The 17,796-nt window shown below is 36.5% G+C and carries 24 protein-coding genes; 13 read left to right on the plus strand and 11 right to left on the minus strand.

All coding sequences use genetic code 11. From position 1 onward, the window contains the following. Window positions 1-44: 44 nt before the first annotated feature. Genes F3G69_RS00005 through F3G69_RS00025 form a run of 5 tightly spaced genes read right to left on the minus strand, consistent with a single transcriptional unit; the run spans window position 45 to window position 4,672 of the window. Window positions 45-1,385 carry a DUF945 family protein gene (locus tag F3G69_RS00005; protein WP_149714079.1) on the minus strand — a complete coding sequence of 447 codons (1,341 nt, stop codon included), beginning with the start codon at window positions 1,383-1,385 and terminating at the stop codon, window positions 45-47. Continuing rightward, window positions 1,382-1,948 (minus strand): DedA family protein, encoded by a 567-nt coding sequence (locus F3G69_RS00010; RefSeq protein ID WP_103600086.1) that lies wholly within the window; start codon window positions 1,946-1,948, stop codon window positions 1,382-1,384. Before F3G69_RS00010 ends, F3G69_RS00005 begins: the two co-directional genes overlap by 4 nt. Then, window positions 1,948-2,544, minus strand: a complete 597-nt coding sequence (locus F3G69_RS00015; protein WP_149714080.1) for a lipid-binding SYLF domain-containing protein — start codon at window positions 2,542-2,544, stop codon at window positions 1,948-1,950. The genes F3G69_RS00010 and F3G69_RS00015 overlap by 1 nt, the downstream gene beginning before the upstream one ends. A gap of 9 nt (window positions 2,545-2,553) precedes the next feature. After that, window positions 2,554-4,107, minus strand: a complete 1,554-nt coding sequence (rny, locus tag F3G69_RS00020) for a ribonuclease Y (RefSeq protein WP_103600085.1) — start codon at window positions 4,105-4,107, stop codon at window positions 2,554-2,556. Then, entirely contained in the window at window positions 4,028-4,672 is a 645-nt protein-coding gene (locus F3G69_RS00025; RefSeq protein WP_149714081.1) for a 5-formyltetrahydrofolate cyclo-ligase, read from the minus strand. The genes rny and F3G69_RS00025 overlap by 80 nt, the downstream gene beginning before the upstream one ends. 49 nt (window positions 4,673-4,721) lie before the next feature. Between F3G69_RS00025 and F3G69_RS00030 the strand changes: the two genes are divergently transcribed. From F3G69_RS00030 to radA, 4 genes are read left to right on the plus strand one after another with little or no spacing between them, the layout of a single operon-like run. Continuing rightward, complete coding sequence (locus F3G69_RS00030; protein ID WP_149714082.1) at window positions 4,722-5,354, plus strand: TlpA family protein disulfide reductase; 633 nt, start codon at window positions 4,722-4,724, stop codon at window positions 5,352-5,354. Next, window positions 5,354-6,220: a signal recognition particle-docking protein FtsY gene (ftsY, locus tag F3G69_RS00035; protein WP_072594347.1), complete on the plus strand. Its 867-nt coding sequence runs from the start codon at window positions 5,354-5,356 to the stop codon at window positions 6,218-6,220. The genes F3G69_RS00030 and ftsY overlap by 1 nt, the downstream gene beginning before the upstream one ends. Then, entirely contained in the window at window positions 6,213-6,575 is a 363-nt protein-coding gene (locus F3G69_RS00040) for a VanZ family protein (RefSeq protein WP_103600082.1), read from the plus strand. The genes ftsY and F3G69_RS00040 overlap by 8 nt, the downstream gene beginning before the upstream one ends. Continuing rightward, a complete protein-coding gene (gene radA, locus F3G69_RS00045; protein ID WP_149714083.1) occupies window positions 6,550-7,890 on the plus strand; it encodes a DNA repair protein RadA in 1,341 nt (446 codons plus the stop codon). Before F3G69_RS00040 ends, radA begins: the two co-directional genes overlap by 26 nt. A 139-nt stretch (window positions 7,891-8,029) precedes the next feature. Here the strand turns inward: radA and F3G69_RS09385 are convergent, their stop codons facing one another. The 3 genes from F3G69_RS09385 to fliL form a co-directional block, all read right to left on the minus strand. Next, on the minus strand, window positions 8,030-8,857 hold the full coding sequence (locus F3G69_RS09385) for a Cj0814-related protein (RefSeq protein ID WP_103600080.1): 828 nt from the start codon (window positions 8,855-8,857) through the stop codon (window positions 8,030-8,032). Between the two features lie 144 nt (window positions 8,858-9,001). After that, window positions 9,002-9,346 carry a holo-ACP synthase gene (acpS, locus tag F3G69_RS00055; protein ID WP_103600079.1) on the minus strand — a complete coding sequence of 115 codons (345 nt, stop codon included), beginning with the start codon at window positions 9,344-9,346 and terminating at the stop codon, window positions 9,002-9,004. Continuing rightward, window positions 9,343-9,879: a flagellar basal body-associated protein FliL gene (gene fliL, locus F3G69_RS00060; RefSeq protein ID WP_084042196.1), complete on the minus strand. Its 537-nt coding sequence runs from the start codon at window positions 9,877-9,879 to the stop codon at window positions 9,343-9,345. The genes acpS and fliL overlap by 4 nt, the downstream gene beginning before the upstream one ends. 58 nt (window positions 9,880-9,937) lie before the next feature. On the opposite strand from fliL, the gene ybaK reads away from it, so the two are divergent. Next, complete coding sequence (ybaK, locus tag F3G69_RS00065) at window positions 9,938-10,420, plus strand: Cys-tRNA(Pro) deacylase (RefSeq protein WP_149714084.1); 483 nt, start codon at window positions 9,938-9,940, stop codon at window positions 10,418-10,420. On the opposite strand, the gene F3G69_RS00070 is transcribed toward ybaK, so the two are convergent. Both F3G69_RS00070 and F3G69_RS00075 read right to left on the minus strand, forming a co-directional pair. Next, window positions 10,409-11,395, minus strand: a complete 987-nt coding sequence (locus tag F3G69_RS00070; protein WP_149714085.1) for an SAM-dependent methyltransferase — start codon at window positions 11,393-11,395, stop codon at window positions 10,409-10,411. The genes ybaK and F3G69_RS00070 overlap by 12 nt on opposite strands. Next, a complete protein-coding gene (locus F3G69_RS00075; protein ID WP_103600076.1) occupies window positions 11,392-12,000 on the minus strand; it encodes a trimeric intracellular cation channel family protein in 609 nt (202 codons plus the stop codon). Before F3G69_RS00075 ends, F3G69_RS00070 begins: the two co-directional genes overlap by 4 nt. A 117-nt stretch (window positions 12,001-12,117) precedes the next feature. On the opposite strand from F3G69_RS00075, the gene F3G69_RS00080 reads away from it, so the two are divergent. Next, window positions 12,118-12,780 carry a lipid-binding SYLF domain-containing protein gene (locus F3G69_RS00080; RefSeq protein ID WP_149714086.1) on the plus strand — a complete coding sequence of 221 codons (663 nt, stop codon included), beginning with the start codon at window positions 12,118-12,120 and terminating at the stop codon, window positions 12,778-12,780. 79 nt (window positions 12,781-12,859) lie between these two features. Here the strand turns inward: F3G69_RS00080 and F3G69_RS00085 are convergent, their stop codons facing one another. Then, window positions 12,860-13,069 carry a hypothetical protein gene (locus F3G69_RS00085; protein ID WP_002942234.1) on the minus strand — a complete coding sequence of 70 codons (210 nt, stop codon included), beginning with the start codon at window positions 13,067-13,069 and terminating at the stop codon, window positions 12,860-12,862. A 150-nt stretch (window positions 13,070-13,219) separates the two neighbouring features. Between F3G69_RS00085 and F3G69_RS00090 the strand changes: the two genes are divergently transcribed. The 7 genes from F3G69_RS00090 (at window position 13,220) to F3G69_RS00120 (ending at window position 17,782) form a co-directional block, all read left to right on the plus strand. After that, the gene (locus F3G69_RS00090) at window positions 13,220-13,666 is read left to right on the plus strand and encodes a Fur family transcriptional regulator (protein WP_054196789.1); all 447 of its coding nucleotides are present in this window, start codon (window positions 13,220-13,222) and stop codon (window positions 13,664-13,666) included. A 100-nt stretch (window positions 13,667-13,766) separates the two neighbouring features. After that, on the plus strand, window positions 13,767-14,090 hold the full coding sequence (locus F3G69_RS00095; RefSeq protein ID WP_021091233.1) for an HMA2 domain-containing protein: 324 nt from the start codon (window positions 13,767-13,769) through the stop codon (window positions 14,088-14,090). Then, window positions 14,083-14,733, plus strand: a complete 651-nt coding sequence (locus tag F3G69_RS00100) for a ferritin-like domain-containing protein (protein ID WP_103600391.1) — start codon at window positions 14,083-14,085, stop codon at window positions 14,731-14,733. Before F3G69_RS00095 ends, F3G69_RS00100 begins: the two co-directional genes overlap by 8 nt. A 31-nt stretch (window positions 14,734-14,764) precedes the next feature. Then, complete coding sequence (locus F3G69_RS00105; protein ID WP_223155525.1) at window positions 14,765-15,076, plus strand: hypothetical protein; 312 nt, start codon at window positions 14,765-14,767, stop codon at window positions 15,074-15,076. A gap of 9 nt (window positions 15,077-15,085) precedes the next feature. Then, complete coding sequence (locus F3G69_RS00110) at window positions 15,086-15,400, plus strand: magnetosome protein MamC family protein (protein WP_103589312.1); 315 nt, start codon at window positions 15,086-15,088, stop codon at window positions 15,398-15,400. Continuing rightward, window positions 15,400-15,723 (plus strand): oxidoreductase, encoded by a 324-nt coding sequence (locus F3G69_RS00115; RefSeq protein WP_087577962.1) that lies wholly within the window; start codon window positions 15,400-15,402, stop codon window positions 15,721-15,723. Before F3G69_RS00110 ends, F3G69_RS00115 begins: the two co-directional genes overlap by 1 nt. Then, the gene (locus F3G69_RS00120; protein WP_410470291.1) at window positions 15,692-17,782 is read left to right on the plus strand and encodes a heavy metal translocating P-type ATPase; all 2,091 of its coding nucleotides are present in this window, start codon (window positions 15,692-15,694) and stop codon (window positions 17,780-17,782) included. The genes F3G69_RS00115 and F3G69_RS00120 overlap by 32 nt, the downstream gene beginning before the upstream one ends. The last annotated feature ends 14 nt before the right edge of the window (window positions 17,783-17,796 follow it).

Genomic DNA, 17,796 nt, shown 5'->3' on the forward strand with positions numbered 1-17,796 from the left:
ATATAGAAGTGATGCTTAAATGCAGATAAAAATCAGGATAATTTTTAAAAACCCATAAAGAAATTTTGAAGTCCAACTTTTCCATTAAATATAATATCTTTTTTGCTTGGATCATATTTAAATTCGCTTATTACTTTTTTATCCTCTTCCTTAAAATATCCAGCAGATATCAAAGTAGGCTCAACAAAAGCTACTTCTGGTACTAATGTATCAAAAAAATTCGTCAGACTTTCATCGACGCTTATTTTTCCACTAAGAGATAATTTATCAAAAATTTCTGACTGGTTTGTTCCCTTTTTAAAGCCATTTACTGCTGCATCCAAATTTAGCTTTAAAGTCTTATCTCCTTTTTTAAAGCTTAATGTATCTATTTTTATACTTGGATTTTTTTCTAATATTTGATCTATTGTCTCATCAAAATTTAATCCAGCTAAAACATTATAATTTTCTTCATTATTTAAATTATTAAGCTTGTCCAATACATTATTTAACGCAGGCACATTGATGTTTGAGATTTTGCTATCAAAGATAAAATCTGTATATTTTATTTTATCAACTGCCACTATACCTATTTTTATAACATCGTCTGATCTTCCAAGATCATTTGAGATTTCAAATTTTGAGTCATACTTAAAGTCATCTATCAAAATATTACTTATATCGTTAGACGCGAAAGACACCTTTTTAAATTTAACTTTTGCTAAATAAGGTACAAGCTGACTCTCTAAAATTTTTGAAATCTTAACTGGCTCTTTATAACTTGAGTCAATATAAAATCCTTCGATATTTAGATCAACTTTGTTGTACTCACTAAAATCTTTCAAAACAATCTTATCTGCTTCAACTTTTAAGCTGTTTATACTATCTTTTGAATCAAGCGTCATACCAATCTTTATATCTTTTGTATTAACGGCAGTTTTTTGCTTATCATTAAATTCAATATTGCTAAATTTAATATCCACATTTTTATCGCCAGTTAGGCTAACTTTTGTTTTAGTTGTTGCAATAACATTTGATCCCATAAATGTTGCGATAATGTTTTTAATCATATCGTTTTGGATAGAAATTTTTGAGTCTATTTCAAAGCCATCTATAAAAGCAAGCACTGTATGAGAAATTTCATTTTCTACTTTAAAAACCAAATCCTCATTTACATTTTTACCAAATATATTTTCCAAAAGATCTTTTGAAACACTAAAATCAAATGATCCTTTTGAGCCAAAAAAACCTTTTTTGTAATTGTTATTAGAAATTTTAAAGCCCTTAATATTGTTTAGATCATTCACTATCCTTTGATAGTTTTTCTCCACCTCATTTGAAGCAAAATAAACCGCTCCAATGGCCACCACGATAACTACGATTAAAGCAGATATAACCTTTTTCATGCTTTTCTCCTTTTTGTAATATGTTGTAAAAAAAACCAAATTCCAAGCAACAAACAAACCATAGCAAGAGGCATAATATATCCATGCTCGCCAAGATAGTCGCTTGCACCTACAAAATAATCACCCGCTTTAAAGCTGGCAAATCCGATAATGATCGCCCAAAGTACTGACGAGATCAAATTTATAATGCTAAATTTATAAAATGAATACTTCGTAAGTCCAAGCGCGATAGGAACCAAAGTTTTAACTCCGTAAATAAATTTTTTGATAAATATTATCTTATCACCGTGTTTTTTGGCCAAAATTCCTGCATAAGCAAGCTTTCTTTTATGGTTTTTGATATAAGGCATAAGTGAGTTTTTATTAAATCTTGCGACATAAAAAATTAGCGTGTCGCCGATTGTATTTGCCACAGCAGCGACAATTATACTAAGAGTAATATCCATCTTGCCAGCAAAACTTAAAATTCCAGCAGCGATTAATGCAACCATACCGCCACCAAGGCTATAAAAAAACAATACAATATAGCCGTATGTTGAAACTGAGTTTATGATATCTTGCATTAATCTCCTAAAAGTTTAGATGCAGAGGCTATTAGCTGTTCGTATGCATAGCCACTTTGCTTTAAAATTTCTTCTCTTGCGCTGATGACTGCTCCACCAAAGCTAGCTCCCGCAAAGAAACCATCATTTGCAGCATAAGCATAGATATCACTTGAAAATTTAAAATCGCTTACTTTACTGTAATTGCGTCCAATGTCACCAAAAGCTACTGATAGCTTTGCATCAAGCGTGATCTTGGCATCTTTAATATCGTGGATAATACTATCTTTAAATATAAAAAGTACAAGTGAACTATCTTCATAACCAAGCTGTATACCGATGCTACCGCCACTTATGCTAACTGGTAAAATTTCACTTGGCGAGTTAATGTTACCAACAACCATGATGCCATCTCCGCCCATGCCACCAACGACAAAACCAACCTTTTTAACACTTGGAAAGATGATCGTCGCTTTTGACTGCTCGATTAGCTCTTTTATAGGAGCGTTTCTAGCGCCTCTCATAGTTGTTATAAACGAGTTTGCCGAGTCCAGCACAAGCTCCTCGCTGGCAAAGCCAATTGAGAAAAATAATAAAATTGAAAAAAGAAATTTCATATTTTGCCGTTATTTTGCAAAATCAACAGCACGAGTCTCTCTGATGACGCTTACTTTTATCTCACCAGGATACTGCACCTTGCTCTCGATCTCTTGAGCTATCTCTTTTGCTACAAGCACTGCCTCGTCGTCATTTATGAGCTTAGCGTTTGCTATGACGCGAATCTCACGGCCAGCGTTGATTGCATAAGCTTGTTTGATACCGTCTTTACTTTTTGCGATATTTTCGATCTCTTCGACACGCTTTAAGAAGCTCTCAAGCACCTCACGCCTTGCACCTGGACGAGCTGCACTTAGTGCGTCAGCTGCGCAAACAGCCGCACTTTCTATGCTTGTTGCCTCTTCGTGGCCGTGGTGAGCGTAGATGGCATTAATGACAACTGGATGCTCTTTGTAGCGTTTGCAAATTTCAGCTCCAAGATCAACGTGGCTGCCCTCATACTCGTGAGTTAGCGCTTTACCAATATCGTGAAGTATACCAGCTCTTTTTGCAAGCTTCTCATCTCCGCCACACTCAGCTGCGATGATACCAGCAAGGTGAGCTACTTCAAGGCTGTGAGCCAAGGCATTTTGACCGTAGCTTGCTCTAAATTTAAGCTTGCCTATTAGTTTTACTATCTCTGGATGAATTTTATTTAGACCAAGATCCATGACGATGTTTTCGCCCTCTTCTTGTATACTTTGCTCAAATTCTTCAGTCACTTTTTTGTGAAGGTCTTCTATCCTCGCAGGTTGGATTCTTCCATCCTCCACCAAAAGCTCGATCACTCTTGTTGCGATCGCACGTCTGTAAAGGTTGAAGCTGCTTAAGATGATCGCATGCGGTGTATCGTCGATAATGATATCAACGCCAAGCACCATTTCAAGGGTCTTGATGTTACGTCCCTCTTTGCCAATGATCCTACCTTTTAGCTCATCATTTTTAATATTTACGACATTTATCAGACGCTCAGCCGCAAATTCTCCAGCAAATCTTGACGTAGCCTGCGCCAAGATGTAATTAACTCTCTTTTTAGCCTCTCTTTTAGCCTCTTCTTCATATTTTCTGACGATGTGAGCGATATCCGCACGTGACTTCTCTTCGACCTTTTTAAGCACGACCTCTTTTGCCTCTTCTTCTGTTAAGCCAGCAGCGTGCTCAAGTACTCTTATCGCTTCTTCTACCTTGTTTTGATAAGTCGCTTTTAAATTTAAACCCTCTTCGTAAGTTATCTTTGCGTCTTGCTTTTCTTTTTCAAAAAGCTCTTTACTTTCGTTTAAAAGCTCTTGCTCATTTAGCAAAATTTTCTCTTTTTTGGCTAGTTCATCAAATTTACTTGCATACTCTTTTTGAAGCTTTGTCGTCTTGTCATCGTATCTTTTTTTAGCCTCAAATTCAGCCTCTTGTACTGAAATTTTAGAATTTTTAAGCGTTAGCTCAGCTTCGTACTCGATAGCTTTTGCCTTTGCTTTTGCTTGTTCTAAGAAGATGTTGTAGTTTGCATCATTTATCTTTTTGGCGTATAGATACCCTGCTCCAACGCCAGCCACACCGGCTCCTAAGCCTATTAAAACCTCTATCATTTATTCCTCTTTTTATATAATTTTTATTTGGGGTTATATAAAAGTCTGCTACCGCGTCTTGTGTATTTGAAAGCACATCTTTGGTATAAAAGTCTTTTATCTCAAGAAAAACTATCCGTTTTGGCTTAATGGGCAAAGAGTCAAAAAATCTATCATAAAATCCTTTTCCGTGCCCTATCCTAGCCATAGCTCCATCAACCCCAATCGCTGGAACTACTGCCATATCAAGTCTAACATTATCCATTTTTTTGCCAGATGGCTGTCTGACGTTAAATTTATAAGTTATAAATGGCAGTCGCAATCTTACCATCTTTAAGCTAAGACCTACCATAAAAGGGGCAAAAATTTCACATTTATGTGATAAATTTCGCCTTATTTTAAGCACATCAACTTCGTAGCTAAGTGGCAAATAAAACAATACTTTCTTGGAATTTGTAAAATTTATCAAATTTAAAAGAGTTTTCGTAGCTTTATAGTGCGAGCATTTGGCCTTAAATTTAGTAAGTTTCATTAAATTTGCTCTTGCATTTTTTCTAAATTCATTTTTTTCTAAATTAACGCTCATTTTATGCTCTTTCTTGTATAATCCTGAAATCTTATTCAAAAGGAATTTTATGACATTAAAACGAGCAATTATAACATCACTTTGCATTTTTGCATTTTTTGGATGCGGCGACGAGAACAAGCAAAAAAAAGAGCAAAATACAAGCGAACAAACGCAGGGCAAAATTTTAGATAAAAATACTAGCAAAGACGAAAATTTAAGCAAAGATTCACTCACTCCAAAAATGAGTGAAAGTGCCCAAGAAAACGAGATAAAAGAGATAAATCTAAAGCTGCTAAGTGGCACAACCATGCAGATTACAAAAAGAAGCAATGGCTTTGATGTAAAAGATGGTAAAAAAGCAACGCTTTACGTATTTTTCGCCACTTGGTGCCCACCTTGCAAGGCCGAGATCCCACACTTAAATAACCTAAGCGAGAAATTTAAAAACGAACTAGATATCGTTGGTGTGCTACTTGAAGACAAAAGTGAAGATGAAGTAAAAGATTTTGCTCAAAAATATAAAATAAAATACGAAGTCGCGGTTGGCGAGGGAAATTTTTTATTTGAAAAAGCGATGGGCGGCATAAAAGGTTTGCCTGCGTCAGCACTTTTTAAAGCGAATGGTGACTACGTTCAAGGCTACATCGGTCTTGTGCCTGAAGAGATGCTTGAAAATGACATAAATAGGGCAACAAAATAATGCTTGATTTTCTAAAAAAAGGCTTTGAGAAGACTTTTGGAGCGATAAGCTCAGCTAAGAAGTCGAAAAAGATAGACAAAGAGAGCTTAGAAGAAATTTTACTTGAAGCTGACGTAGCCTATGAGATCGTGGAAGAAATTTTATACTACTTGCCGCCACAAGATGAAGTGAGCAGAGCTGATCTTAGGCGCGTTATGAGTAGCTATTTTATCTACGAAAATGAGCGTGTGATCGAGCCTGATAAGCCATTTGTCGATCTTATCCTCGGCGTAAATGGTGCTGGTAAGACGACAACCATCGCAAAGCTTGCAAATTTATATAAAAATAATGGTAAAAGCGTCATTTTAGGCGCTTGTGATACATTTAGAGCTGGAGCGATCGAGCAGCTACGCCAATGGTCAATCAGACTAAATGTGCCAATAGTCGCCACACAGCAAGGGCATGATCCTTCGGCTGTTGCTTACGATACGATTAGCTCAGCTCTTGCAAAAGGTATTGACCGAGTCATCCTTGACACAGCCGGCAGGCTTCAAAACCAGACAAATTTAGCAAATGAGCTAGAAAAGATCGTTCGTATTAGCAAAAAAGCTTACGAAAAAGCACCTCACCGAAAAATTTTGATTCTTGATGGAACGCAAGGTAACGCCGGAGTTGCGCAAGCAAAGGCATTTAACGATATCGTCTCGCTTGATGGCGTCATCATCACAAAGCTTGATGGCACTGCAAAGGGCGGAGCACTATTTGGCGTGGCAAGAGAGCTTGAGCTACCTATATTTTATATAGGCGTTGGCGAGAGCATGGATGATATCATCAAATTTAATCCAGACGAGTTTTTAGACGAGCTAATGGACGCCATTTTTGAGTAGCGTAAAATTTCTTAGTAAAATTTGCTTTTTCGCTGCTCTTTTGGCAATTGATTTTCTTGCATTTACTCCAAAATCTCCTACTATCATCGAAAATTCGTGGGACAAAGCAAATCATTTTTTAGCTTTTTGCGTCCTATACATCCTGCTTTATCTTGGCTATGAGTTTAAAATTTTTAAAAATTTAGCCCTACTTTTAGCCTTTGGCGTGCAAATAGAGCTCGTTCAAGCGTTTTTACCAAACAGGAGCTTTAGCCTGCTTGACATCGTGGCTGATATGATCGGAGCGACTTTTGGAGTGATAGTAGTTGAAATTTTAAAAAGGATAATTTATGGCAAAAGCAAAGCCAGTTTTTGAGTGTCAAGCCTGCGGAAACCAGCAGAGCAAATGGCTAGGTAAATGCCCGCAATGTGGAGCTTGGGATAGCTTTGTCGAGCTTAGCCAGCAAGAGATAAAGATAAGCAAAGAGATAGCAAAAAGTAGCGGCGCACCTAGCAAGGCCGTAAGCATCGACGAGGTAGAAATTCAAAATTTCACGAGATTTAGCACCAAAGATAGCGAACTCGACCTTGTTCTTGGTGGCGGTGTTGTGGAGGGGTCGCTAGTTTTAATAGGTGGTAGTCCGGGCATCGGCAAATCAACATTGCTTTTAAAAATAGGCTCGAATTTAGCAAAAGACGGTAAAAAAACGCTCTATGTAAGCGGTGAAGAGAGTCAAAGCCAGATAAAAATGAGAGCTGACAGGCTAAATGCGGTGGATAAAAATTTATACCTGCTAACTGAAATTTGCCTAGAAGATATCCTGCTAGAGGTGCAAAAGAGCGACTACAAGGTGCTAGTCATTGACTCCATTCAAACGCTTTATAGTCAAAATATAAGCTCTGCTCCAGGTTCGATCACACAGGTTCGCGAGATCACATTTGAGCTGATGAGACTTGCAAAGAGTCAAAATATCTGCGTTTTCATCATCGGCCATATCACAAAAGAAGGCTCGATTGCAGGGCCTAGAGTACTTGAGCACATGGTAGATGTGGTGCTTTATTTCGAGGGCGATGCGAGCAGAGAGTTAAGAATTTTGCGTGGATTTAAAAACCGCTTTGGCTCGACAAGTGAGGTTGGCATCTTTGAGATGAGCCAGCACGGACTAGTGAGCGCAAATGAAGTTTCAAGTAAATTTTTCACACGTGGTGGGGCAATGAGTGGCAGTGCGATAACTATCATAATGGAAGGCTCAAGGGCGCTTAGCATCGAAATTCAGGCACTTGTTTGCGAAAGTGCCTATCCAAAACGAAGCTCGACTGGCTTTGAGAGAAACCGCCTAGATATGCTGCTAGCACTTCTTGAGCGCAAGCTTGAAATTCCACTTGGGCACTACGACGTCTTCATAAACGTTTCAGGTGGCGTTAAGATAAGCGAGACTGCGGCCGATCTAGCCGTCATAGCAGCGATAATCAGTAGCTTCAAAAACCGCCCTATTAGCAAGGATAGCGTATTAATCGGTGAGCTAAGTCTAAACGGCGAGATAAGAGAAATTTTTAACCTCGATCAGCGACTAAAAGAGGCGAAAACGCAGAAATTTAAAAATGCTATCATCCCAAACAAACCGCTTGACACGCAAGGATTAAAGTGCTTTTACGCAAAAGATATCATGCAAGTGCTTGAGTGGATGTAAATTTATCTTGCTAGCGACTTAATATCAATACTTTGCTGGCTAAGCCATATTTTTTATCTTTTGCATAAGTCTTAGGATATCTATGCTTTTTTCTTTGAAATTTAAATTATAAAAATTCCATTCTTTGCTTATAAAATACCTATGCCTTCTTATCCACTTTAAGCTTTGCCACTTTTTCTAAAATTTCAAACATACTCTTGCCACTATCAAATTCACTCTTTATAAATTTATAAAGCTCTTTAAATCTCTCATCAGCTTCAAGCTTATAGGTTTGAGACTTTTTAGTAACTTGTATAGGTGTAAATTTCTTATCTTTAGCGTTGTCTTCTTTTTCAAGATTATCTATATTCTGAATACCTTTTTCGTTTAGCTCTTTTAATATATTAACAGCATTTTTAGCATCTTCACTGGATAAAGTTAAATTAAAACGCTCTTTTAACGCATATTTAGCCCACTCCTCTTTAAACTCATCGATGCTCATATCGCTATCAAGCAGATCAACAGTCCTTGAGTTTTTAGTAAATAGCAAATCGCTATTGCCGCGATATTCATTTAAAAATTCATTTACAGTGTATGGGGTATCTCTTAAAATTTTTGGCTTATCATTGTCTGGTTTTGCTTGCTGACCTTGTATATACTCTACAAACAAGCCCTTGCTTTCATTTATGAAATTTTTAAGATCTGATAACTGCTCACTTGTAAAATCAGGATCATAACCTCTAAGCTTTCCTATGATAGTGACTTTTGCTTCATCGCCCTTTGTAAAGCCAGATAGTGGATATATATGTCTATCATAAGACACAGCTTGAGCTTTTCTATCAAGCCTTGCGTATTTAGGAAAGCTCATACCATATCCCATATCGTTACTAAGTATCTCATTTATATCGTTAAATTTAAATCCCATCTCTCTTGCTATGTTTTCTCTTGAGAGATAGTTAGTAGTTGGGAGGTTATTAGAAATTTGCATTTTACTATCCTTAGTTTCTTTAGCTCCATTAAATCTTAATTAAAGATATCGTCTTTTCTTTAAAAAATTTTATAAAAATACGTTTTTTAAATTTATCAGAAGTAGCTAAAAGATATTAAAAAGCTTTGTAAAAATGTATAAATTTTAGACAATCATCACTGCAGCTACGGCAAATCCGCCATCGTGAGTTATGCTAAGGCTTGCTTCTTTGATATTAAAATTTGTATAAATTTTTGGGCTAAATTTTATCTTTGGTGCGTTTTTTGCGTCTTTGCTAAGCTCAATGTCCAAAAAGCCACACTCTTTGCTGATGCCCACACCAAGAGCTTTGCTAGCTGCTTCTTTGGCCGCCCAAAATCCAGCCAAAGTCGCATCATTTTTTACTAGCGCGATCTCGTCATCACTAAGAATTTTTTTTAAAAAAAGCTCGCCATAACGAGCTTTAAGTCTAGAAATCCTATCTATCTTAACGATATCAATGCCTATCATTGCACCACAAAATCAGTAAAAAATATGTTTTTAATGTAGCCATCATTTAGCACTTCATTTAGCTTGCCGACGATCTCGTCTTTTAGCCTATCTTTGCCTTTTGCAGTGCTTACTTCTTCGTAGGTTTTTGATGAAAGTGTTCTTATAATAATATCTCTTAAAAGTGCTTTTTTCTTATCAAGCTCAGGAGTTAGTAACTCATCGCTTTGCTCCATATCGATCTTAGTTTTAAGAAATCTTGAGCCATTTTCGCTAAGTAAATTTACAATGAACTGATCAAGCGGATATATCGGTCCCATATTTGAATAGTCGTTGCTACCGTGCTTTGCTTTATTTTGAGCTGGCATGGACTGCGTTTGAGTCTGAGCTGGTGCTTGCATCATGTTTGCCTCTTTTGGCTCGTCAGAACTAAGCATCAAAAACGCGACTAGCCCTCCAATAACTAGCAGCAAAACAAATATCGCAATGATAATTATCATTAATGCACCATTGCCACCTTTTTTTGCCTTTTTCTCTTCAACTTCTTCAGCCATCTTTCCTCCTTTAAGTTTTGGCTATAATTATACAAAAAATTCGCAAAAATGAGAAAAAATGATACATAAGACAAATGCTGCCAGAGCTTTAGATAAGCTAAAAATTAATTATGAAATTTTAGAGTATGAGGTCGATTTAAACGATCTTTCAGCCATTCACGTAGCAGCTAGCACCAAACAAAATATAAAGCAAATTTATAAGACTATCGTTTGCGAGTGTGAGCCTAAAAATTTCGTTGTTGCTTGCTTGCAGGGCGATTTGGAGCTTGATCTAAAAGCACTTGCTCACGCGTGTGGCGCCAAACGCTGCGAACTTATAAATTTAAAAGACTTAGAAAAGATCACTGGCTACATCAGGGGTGGCTGCTCACCGCTTGCTATGAAAAAGTACTTTGCCACATTCATCGATGAGCGAGCAAAAGAGCAAGAATACGTGTTAGTAAGCGCTGGAGTAAGAGGCAAACAGATAAAAATAGCTCCAAATGATCTTTTAAAGGCTTGCGAGGCAAGTTTTGTCAATATCGCTAGGCTAGCTCTTTAAAAACTCTATAAATTTAAACTTCTCGCCTAAAAACTCGGGTGAGAGTAGAATTTTTGCCTGTTTAGCTGCATTTTCATAGGCTTGCTTGCTACCATTTTCAAGCACTAAAGATAAAATTTCATCCACTCCAAGATCGCAAACTAAAGCTTCGTTTTGTTTTTTAAATTTAAGCATCTCAAAGCCAGCCTCGCAAAAAGCCTCTTTTACTTGCTTAAAGCAAAGGCTATATGTTAGATCTGAGCTTTTAAAGTATAACGCTAGGTTTGAAATTTCAAACAAAGAAAAAACTTGATGATCTTTAAAGACTCTTAAACTAAACTCATTTTTTGGCTCAAATTCGCCGTAGTCAAAGCTTAAAAATCTAACCTTTTTTGCTGCATTTGCAAGCTGGAGCACAAATTTAGCGTAGCTAGTTGATATCTCGCCCTTTTTTATATCAAATTTCTTTGCAAGTGCTAGTAAATTTTGATCTGCTTTTTGCCAGTGAAATTTTAGATCATCATCCACAAAAAGCATATTTTGTCCGTCTATAACTTCGCAACTAAATGCGTCAAATAGCTCATTTGAGATGGCAAAAATTTCATCAAACGAGCACTCGCCCAAATTTTCATAGTGCTTTATTTTTACTTCGCCACCAAAGCGTTTTGCAAAAGTCTCAAGCTGTTTTTTACGTAAAATTTCATGAGGTTCGATGATGATAAGCTCTAAATTTGACAAAATTTCTGGCTCAAGCGTAAAAATTCCTTGCACAAAGTCAGCTAGCATATCGCCTGAGTTTGTGCCGATCTCTACGACCTTACAAGAGCTAGAAATTTCGCCGTTTTTAAGCAGCTTTAAAAAGTAGTTTGCAAGGCAGGCGCCAAAGAGATAGCCAACGCTTACATTTGTGTAAAAATCGCCCTTTTTGCCGATATCTACGCCAAATTTATAGTAGTTTTCATTGACCCAGATATCAAAAAACTCGCTAAATTTCATAGATCAGGTAGCTTCCAGCCTCTGTAAAACGCAAACATCCTAACTGTAATGCCAGCAGCAAGCAAGAGCATAGTAAAAAATATGTTGGTAAGACCTAGATGATATAGCACAAAGTAAGCAAGCCCCACACCAAGGCTTATCGTGCCGTAAAGTCCGGTGCGTAAAAACCATGGAATTTCATTTAGCAATATATCTCTTAAGATACCGCCACCAACGCCGTTAAAAAAGGCGATCATCATGACGCCAAAGACGTTGTAACTATACTCGATGGCAACCATTGCTCCAACGATCGAAAAACAAATAACATCGATCGCATCGGCGAAGATAAATACAAATTTTCGCTCCAAACCTTCCCTTTTTATATGTAAATTTGCCACTCTTGAAACAATCAACATAAAAATAACAACGCTTACTGGCATATAGTGCGTAAATGAATAAACCGCCCTACCAACGAGCATATCACGCATGATACCGCCACCAAGTGCGGTCAAAAATGCAGACAAAAAGACTCCAAGCCAGTCGCACTCCTTTTTTACTGCAAATAAAAACCCGCTAAGTGCAGCTGATGCGATACCGACGTATTCGACAAAAAGTATTAAACTCATATTTTTCCCTTAAAAGGTCGCATTTTATAATGAACTCTCATAAAAAATCATTAATAATATTTTTACCATTAGTTTATTTTAGGCTATAATAACGAAAAATTTAAGGAAGGAATTTTAATGAAAAGACTATTAATCATATTTCTTGCTGGTTTATTTTTCACGCCATACTTAAATGCTGATGTGATCCAAAATCAAAAGCTAAAAAATGCAATAAATATTTTAAACGCTTTTGGTACAAGAAATTTAAAGCCAAACACTAAATTTGAAGGCATAAAAGCGATTGCCATAATCCCTGATGTGACAAAAGCTGGCACTATCGTTACTGGCTCAACAGGTAAAGGCGTATTTATCGCTAAAAACGATGACGGTGAATGGTCAAGCCCATTTTTTGTAAATTACACATCTGGTAGCATAGGCTTACAGCTTGGTTACAGCTCAGCTGATATGATCATTTTATTTAAAAATTCAGAAGCTTATGCAAATTTATTTAATGCAAAAGATACGATCAGTCTAAAAGCAGAAGCAACTGGCGGCGTTGGTAATGAAGTAGCGATCACAAGTGATTTGCCTGAAATTTCAGCATTTGCTGAGGAGCGTGGCAAGACAAGTGGTGCTTTTGTAGGCGTTAGCCTAGATGTGGCAAGGCTTAAAATAAATATACAAGATACAAATGATTACTATGAGCGAATGTATGATTTTGAAAATATCTACAACAATAGCCCAAAAGCTAGTAAATACACTCTAAAATTTAAAGAAATAATCTCAAAATACTTCTTATAGCTCAAATTTCTTGGCTCATTAAGTGAGTCAAGAGCTCTTTTTATTTTTAATTTTATAGAAGTTATGGCTTAGCTTTTTGCTAAACCATAAATAGTGAAACAAAGCGTTTTTTAGGGATTGGAGAAAATTGAGTCATATACTCAAACGCTTCTTCGTAATCGCCATCTGTATATTGTGCAACTTGTTCGATGAGCTCATAAAGCTCCTCATCGTCCATAGAATCAAAACTGCCTCTATTTTCTAAAACCTCTAACAAAACGGCGTCTAATTCAAGCTCGTCGTAAGTCATTTTATTCCTTAATTTTGATTTAAAAAATGCGACACTATACCAAAACAATCTTATAAAATACTTTACTTGAAATTCGTAAGAAATTTTATGCTTTTTTTATAAGTAAAGTTGTAAAATCCTTATATTCATTATCATTTTAGTTAGGTTTTTGTGGATAATTTTGAACTATTTTATAAGCATTTTAAAGAGTTTTTGGAAGCCTTTGGGCAAAAAAGCTCAGAGTTAAAAGAACAAATTTTGCATGTACTTTTCATTAGCAACTCTCATCTAAGTGCTCAAGAAATTTCTTCAGAAATTTACAAAATACACAAGAATGAAATTTCAATGACATCAATTTATTCTTTTTTAAATTTTCTCGAAATGCATCATCTTGCAAACTGCTTTGAAGAAAATGGAGTAAAGAAATTTGAGCTAAATTTAAAATCCTCGCACGATCATTTGATATGTGAAATTTGTGAAAAGATAGTTGATTTTGAAGATGAGATGATAGAGCAAAGGCAAGAGCAAATTTGCAAAGAAAAAAATTTTAGCGAGCAGTCGCATACGATGATACTTTATGGTATTTGCAGTGATTGCCAAGAGAAAAATGGAAATTAAATTTTATCATTTCATTTTACTTTTTGATAATGAAAAACAAAAAAATTTCAGATTTATTTAAGCTGTGAAATAGATAATACGCAATTAAAAAAGGATGAAAATGGATATAAAAACACAAACTTTAGCACAAGTTGCAAGCTATTTTTCAATGATTGCTCACACAAACGGTAGACTAAGAGTAAGAGTTAGCCCAAAGATAAAAGAGCTAAGTAGTAGCGTAAATTTAGCTAGCCTAGATGATGTGATAGCTCAGATAAATGGTATAAAAAATGTAAAATTTAACAAGCTAATCGGCTCTGTAACGATCGAATATGATCATGAAATTTTTCCAAAAAACCTTTGGGAAGATCTTTTAAAAGGGCAAAATTTAGAAGAGATCTCAACTAGGGTAAATGAAGTTGCAAAAGAAGTGAAATATGCTTAATGAACTTTTAAATGCATCATATACCAGCGAAAAAAACGCACTTAGCTTATATGAAAATTTAGCTTCATTTGGTGATGTTTTTAACGAGATCGCAAATATCAGAAAAAATGCGATCATCTTGATAGAAAAATTTGCGAGTACACATGATTACGAGCTTGCTTGCGAAAATGAAGCTATATTTTTGCCAGCAAAAAATAAAGAAGATGCGCTGATACAAGCTTTAAACTATGAGTTAGAGCTAAATAAAATGTATGAAAAATTTTGTGAAAGCTTAGATGATGAAGAGCTGAAAGATCTATTTTTTAGACTTTGGGCTACTTCAAATAATGAATATGTCACCTCTTTAAAACAACGCTTAAAAGAAATTTATAGTGGCTGCGAAATAAAAAATGAGCTAAATTTAAATGAAATTTCACAAAATTTTGAGCAAAATGGCATAACAAATATTTTAGAAAACTATCAAAACGACTTTAATGAGATAACTAAAAGCTTGCAAAATATCGCAAGTGGCAAAACTGATAAAAGCGAGTTAGCAAAGATAACTAATAATCCAAATTTCTCGTTTTTTAGCGGACTTGCACTTGGGGCATTAGGCATTTCAGTAGTTAGCAAAAATTTTAATAAGGATGAAGAAAATGAATAATTTACAAAATCAAACAAAGAAAGGATTTAAAATGGCATTACCATTTTTAGCAGGTTTAGCAGTAGGCGGTTTAGCAATAGCTGCTTGGAATAAAAGAGATAAGATCAAAGAGTACGCCCAAGAAGGCTTAGATAAAGGCAAAGAGGCTGCAAAAGATCTTTACAAAAAAGGTAAAAGTGTTGCAAAAGATGCAAAAGACTTTATAGTAAAAGAAGAGAAAAAGGCAAAACGCGGTGCTAAAAAAGTAGAAAAAGAGGCTGAAAAAGTGGTAAAGAAAACAAGAAAACCACGCGCTAAAAAGCCAGCTGCTCCAAAAGCTATCACACCAAACGATATAGCTTAAGGATAGAGAATGCAAGAAAATAGTCTTTTTACACTTTCAAGCACAAGACTTCCATTTGATCACTTCATCAGCGGAGCTTTAATCGCTGGCATGGGTGCAGCTGCACTTGGCTTTAGCGACTATCTAAATAATAGAGCAACTAAAAAAGATATCGCTAAAAAGATAGCGAAATACGCTGTAACAGGTGGTTTTGTAGGTGCTGTTGGCATTCATGCTTCAAATTTAATAGCACAAAAAAAATATCTAAATGCAGCAGCTTTTACAGCAGCTGGTATCGGCGGTCTTTTGATAGCAGAAAAACTAATAAAATTGGAGAGTAAATAATGAATAACCCTTACATCAACGAAGAAAACGTAGCAAGTGAAACTGCGGCTAACAATGCAGCAGCTACTCAGCCAAGCGCAATTGATAACGCAATAAATAATGCAGCTCAAAATTTACCATTTGTACCTGAAAATTTTAATGCTGCTGGCTTTGTAAAAGGTCTAGTTCTAGGTGGTATCGCAGCTTATGTACTGACTAATCCAAAAGCACAAGAGTGCGTATTTAAAGCGATTATCAAAGGTGGCGAGCTTATAAATGCTGGCATAGAAGAACTAAAAGAGCGTTTTGAAGATGTCAAAGCAGAACTTGACTCACAAAAATAAGATCACTCTAGCTCATAAGAGTAAAAATAGAGCCAGGTTTATTTGCGAGAGCTTAAACGCTAGAAGCGACGTCAGCGCTATCGAGGCTGCGATCTCAGAGCGAACTGATGCACTAAGTGTTCGTGTAAATAAATACGCAAAAAGTATTATCGTTGAATACAATAAAAACTACGATAAAATTTTAAACTTTATAAAGAGCTATGAATTTCCAACAAAGGCAAAAGATCCAAATTTGCCAAGCAAGGCAAATATCTATAAGGCTGCTGCCGCACTTGGTATAACGCCATTTATGAGCAATAAAACTCTAAAATCAGCCGTGACTCTTTACGCCACAGCACCAAATTTAATAGAAGGTGCAAAAGAGCTAAGGCATGAGGGCGTTACTTCAAAAGTGCTTGAAGCAACAGCTATTGGCACTAGCCTAGCAATGGGCGATCATTTAGCAGCAAATAGCACAAATTTGATGATAAATATCGGCGAATATATGGAAGAAAGTGCTAGTCACAAAAGCGATGATCTCATCAAAGAGCTAGCCAAACCAAATATCGAAGAAGTCTGGGTCGAGAGAAATTTAAATGGTGAAAAGACGCTTGAAAAAGTAAAAACCGAAAATTTAAAAAAGGGCGACATCGTAGTAGTCGGAGCTGGTGAGACGATAGGCGTTGATGGTTATATCGTTGAAGGTAACGCCGATGTAAATCAAGTCTCAATGACCGGAGAGGCTGAGCCTATACCAAAAGCTAGAGGCGACCGTGTTATAAGCGGTACCGTGGTTGATGAGGGTAGGATAAAAATTTGGGCTGAAAATGTAGGTAGCGACACAGCGACAGCTAGGATCAAAGAGTACATACAAACTTCACTCAATGAAAAATCAGCTATTGGTGTAAAAGCGTTAAAACTAGCTGATAAACTTGTGCCTGTTACACTCTCGCTTGCTGGACTTTCATACATTATAAATAAAAATATGAATAGTGTTGCTAGCGTACTTCAAGCGGACTATTCTTGCGCATTAAAGCTTGCTACACCAGTTGCTTTTAAATCGAGTATCTCAAAAGCAGGCAGAAACGGCATTCTTGTAAAAGGTGCAAAGGCGATCGAAGCTTTAAGCTCAGTTGATACTTTTGTATTTGATAAGACTGGCACTCTGACACATGGACGCCTAAGCGTAGTTGAAATTTATTCATTTAAAGAGGGCTTTTCTCAAAATGATATATTAAATTTAACTGCAAGTGCCGAGGAGCACTACTTTCATCCAGTGGCCGAAGCAATAGTTGAAGCTGCTAACAAGCGTGGTTTCCACCATATTCATCACGATGAAGTTGAATTTATCGTAGCTCATGGCGTAAAAACTGCGATGCACGGTAAAGAGGTGGTTATAGGCAGTAGACACTTCTTAGAAGATGACGAGATGATAAGTTTTAAAGCTCATGAAGCTTTAATAAGCAAAGCATTAAATAGCGGACTAACCTTACTCTATGTAGGATATGATAAAGAGCTAGTCGGCGTCATCGCTATGAAAGATGATATGAGAGAAAACGCAAAAGATATGGTTAAAAAGCTAAGAAGCCTTGGCGTAAAAGAGGTCGTCATGCTAAGTGGTGACATCAAAAGCAAGGCTGAAGAGGTAGCACGCGAGCTTGGACTTGATAGAGTCTATGCGGAGTGCTTACCAACAGATAAAGCAGCTATCATCGAAGAGCTAAAGAGTGAGGGCAAAAAAGTAGCCTTTGTGGGAGATGGTATAAATGATGCTCCAAGCCTAACTAAGGCAAATGTGGGCATAAGTATGCACAAAGGTGCTGATATAGCTAAAGCGACGGCTGATATAAGTCTTTTAAAAGACGATATCATGAGCGTAGCTCTTGTAAAAGAGCTAGCAAATAAAACAATGGATTTAATTAGCTCAAATTTCCGCTCAACCGTTGGCGTAAACACAGCTATACTAAGTGCTGCGACACTTGGCATGTTAAATCCAATAGCAACTGCCATGCTTCATAATGGCACAACGATTTGGCTTTTATTAAATTCAATGAAGGGCGTAAAATTCAAATCAAAATAAATTTGAAAGGGTAG

This window comes from Campylobacter concisus (assembly GCF_902460625.1).
Taxonomy (GTDB): domain Bacteria; phylum Campylobacterota; class Campylobacteria; order Campylobacterales; family Campylobacteraceae; genus Campylobacter_A; species Campylobacter_A concisus_AD.

What these genes read in the sequence shown, in the direction of transcription:
- F3G69_RS00110 (WP_103589312.1), top strand. Translation starts at nt 15,086, where the DNA reads ATGCAAGAAAATAGTCTTTTTACACTTTCAAGCACAAGACTTCCATTT.
- F3G69_RS00080 (WP_149714086.1), top strand. Translation starts at nt 12,118, where the DNA reads ATGAAAAGACTATTAATCATATTTCTTGCTGGTTTATTTTTCACGCCA.
- rny (WP_103600085.1), bottom strand. Translation starts at nt 4,107, where the DNA reads ATGATAGAGGTTTTAATAGGCTTAGGAGCCGGTGTGGCTGGCGTTGGA.
- F3G69_RS00075 (WP_103600076.1), bottom strand. Translation starts at nt 12,000, where the DNA reads ATGAGTTTAATACTTTTTGTCGAATACGTCGGTATCGCATCAGCTGCA.
- F3G69_RS00100 (WP_103600391.1), top strand. Translation starts at nt 14,083, where the DNA reads ATGCTTAATGAACTTTTAAATGCATCATATACCAGCGAAAAAAACGCA.
- F3G69_RS00030 (WP_149714082.1), top strand. Translation starts at nt 4,722, where the DNA reads ATGACATTAAAACGAGCAATTATAACATCACTTTGCATTTTTGCATTT.
- ybaK (WP_149714084.1), top strand. Translation starts at nt 9,938, where the DNA reads ATGATACATAAGACAAATGCTGCCAGAGCTTTAGATAAGCTAAAAATT.
- F3G69_RS00115 (WP_087577962.1), top strand. Translation starts at nt 15,400, where the DNA reads ATGAATAACCCTTACATCAACGAAGAAAACGTAGCAAGTGAAACTGCG.
- F3G69_RS00095 (WP_021091233.1), top strand. Translation starts at nt 13,767, where the DNA reads ATGGATATAAAAACACAAACTTTAGCACAAGTTGCAAGCTATTTTTCA.
- F3G69_RS00015 (WP_149714080.1), bottom strand. Translation starts at nt 2,544, where the DNA reads ATGAAATTTCTTTTTTCAATTTTATTATTTTTCTCAATTGGCTTTGCC.
- acpS (WP_103600079.1), bottom strand. Translation starts at nt 9,346, where the DNA reads ATGATAGGCATTGATATCGTTAAGATAGATAGGATTTCTAGACTTAAA.
- F3G69_RS00105 (WP_223155525.1), top strand. Translation starts at nt 14,765, where the DNA reads ATGGCATTACCATTTTTAGCAGGTTTAGCAGTAGGCGGTTTAGCAATA.
- F3G69_RS00070 (WP_149714085.1), bottom strand. Translation starts at nt 11,395, where the DNA reads ATGAAATTTAGCGAGTTTTTTGATATCTGGGTCAATGAAAACTACTAT.
- F3G69_RS09385 (WP_103600080.1), bottom strand. Translation starts at nt 8,857, where the DNA reads ATGCAAATTTCTAATAACCTCCCAACTACTAACTATCTCTCAAGAGAA.
- ftsY (WP_072594347.1), top strand. Translation starts at nt 5,354, where the DNA reads ATGCTTGATTTTCTAAAAAAAGGCTTTGAGAAGACTTTTGGAGCGATA.
- F3G69_RS00120 (WP_410470291.1), top strand. Translation starts at nt 15,692, where the DNA reads ATGTCAAAGCAGAACTTGACTCACAAAAATAAGATCACTCTAGCTCAT.
- F3G69_RS00005 (WP_149714079.1), bottom strand. Translation starts at nt 1,385, where the DNA reads ATGAAAAAGGTTATATCTGCTTTAATCGTAGTTATCGTGGTGGCCATT.
- radA (WP_149714083.1), top strand. Translation starts at nt 6,550, where the DNA reads ATGGCAAAAGCAAAGCCAGTTTTTGAGTGTCAAGCCTGCGGAAACCAG.
- F3G69_RS00025 (WP_149714081.1), bottom strand. Translation starts at nt 4,672, where the DNA reads ATGAGCGTTAATTTAGAAAAAAATGAATTTAGAAAAAATGCAAGAGCA.
- fliL (WP_084042196.1), bottom strand. Translation starts at nt 9,879, where the DNA reads ATGGCTGAAGAAGTTGAAGAGAAAAAGGCAAAAAAAGGTGGCAATGGT.
- F3G69_RS00085 (WP_002942234.1), bottom strand. Translation starts at nt 13,069, where the DNA reads ATGACTTACGACGAGCTTGAATTAGACGCCGTTTTGTTAGAGGTTTTA.
- F3G69_RS00010 (WP_103600086.1), bottom strand. Translation starts at nt 1,948, where the DNA reads ATGCAAGATATCATAAACTCAGTTTCAACATACGGCTATATTGTATTG.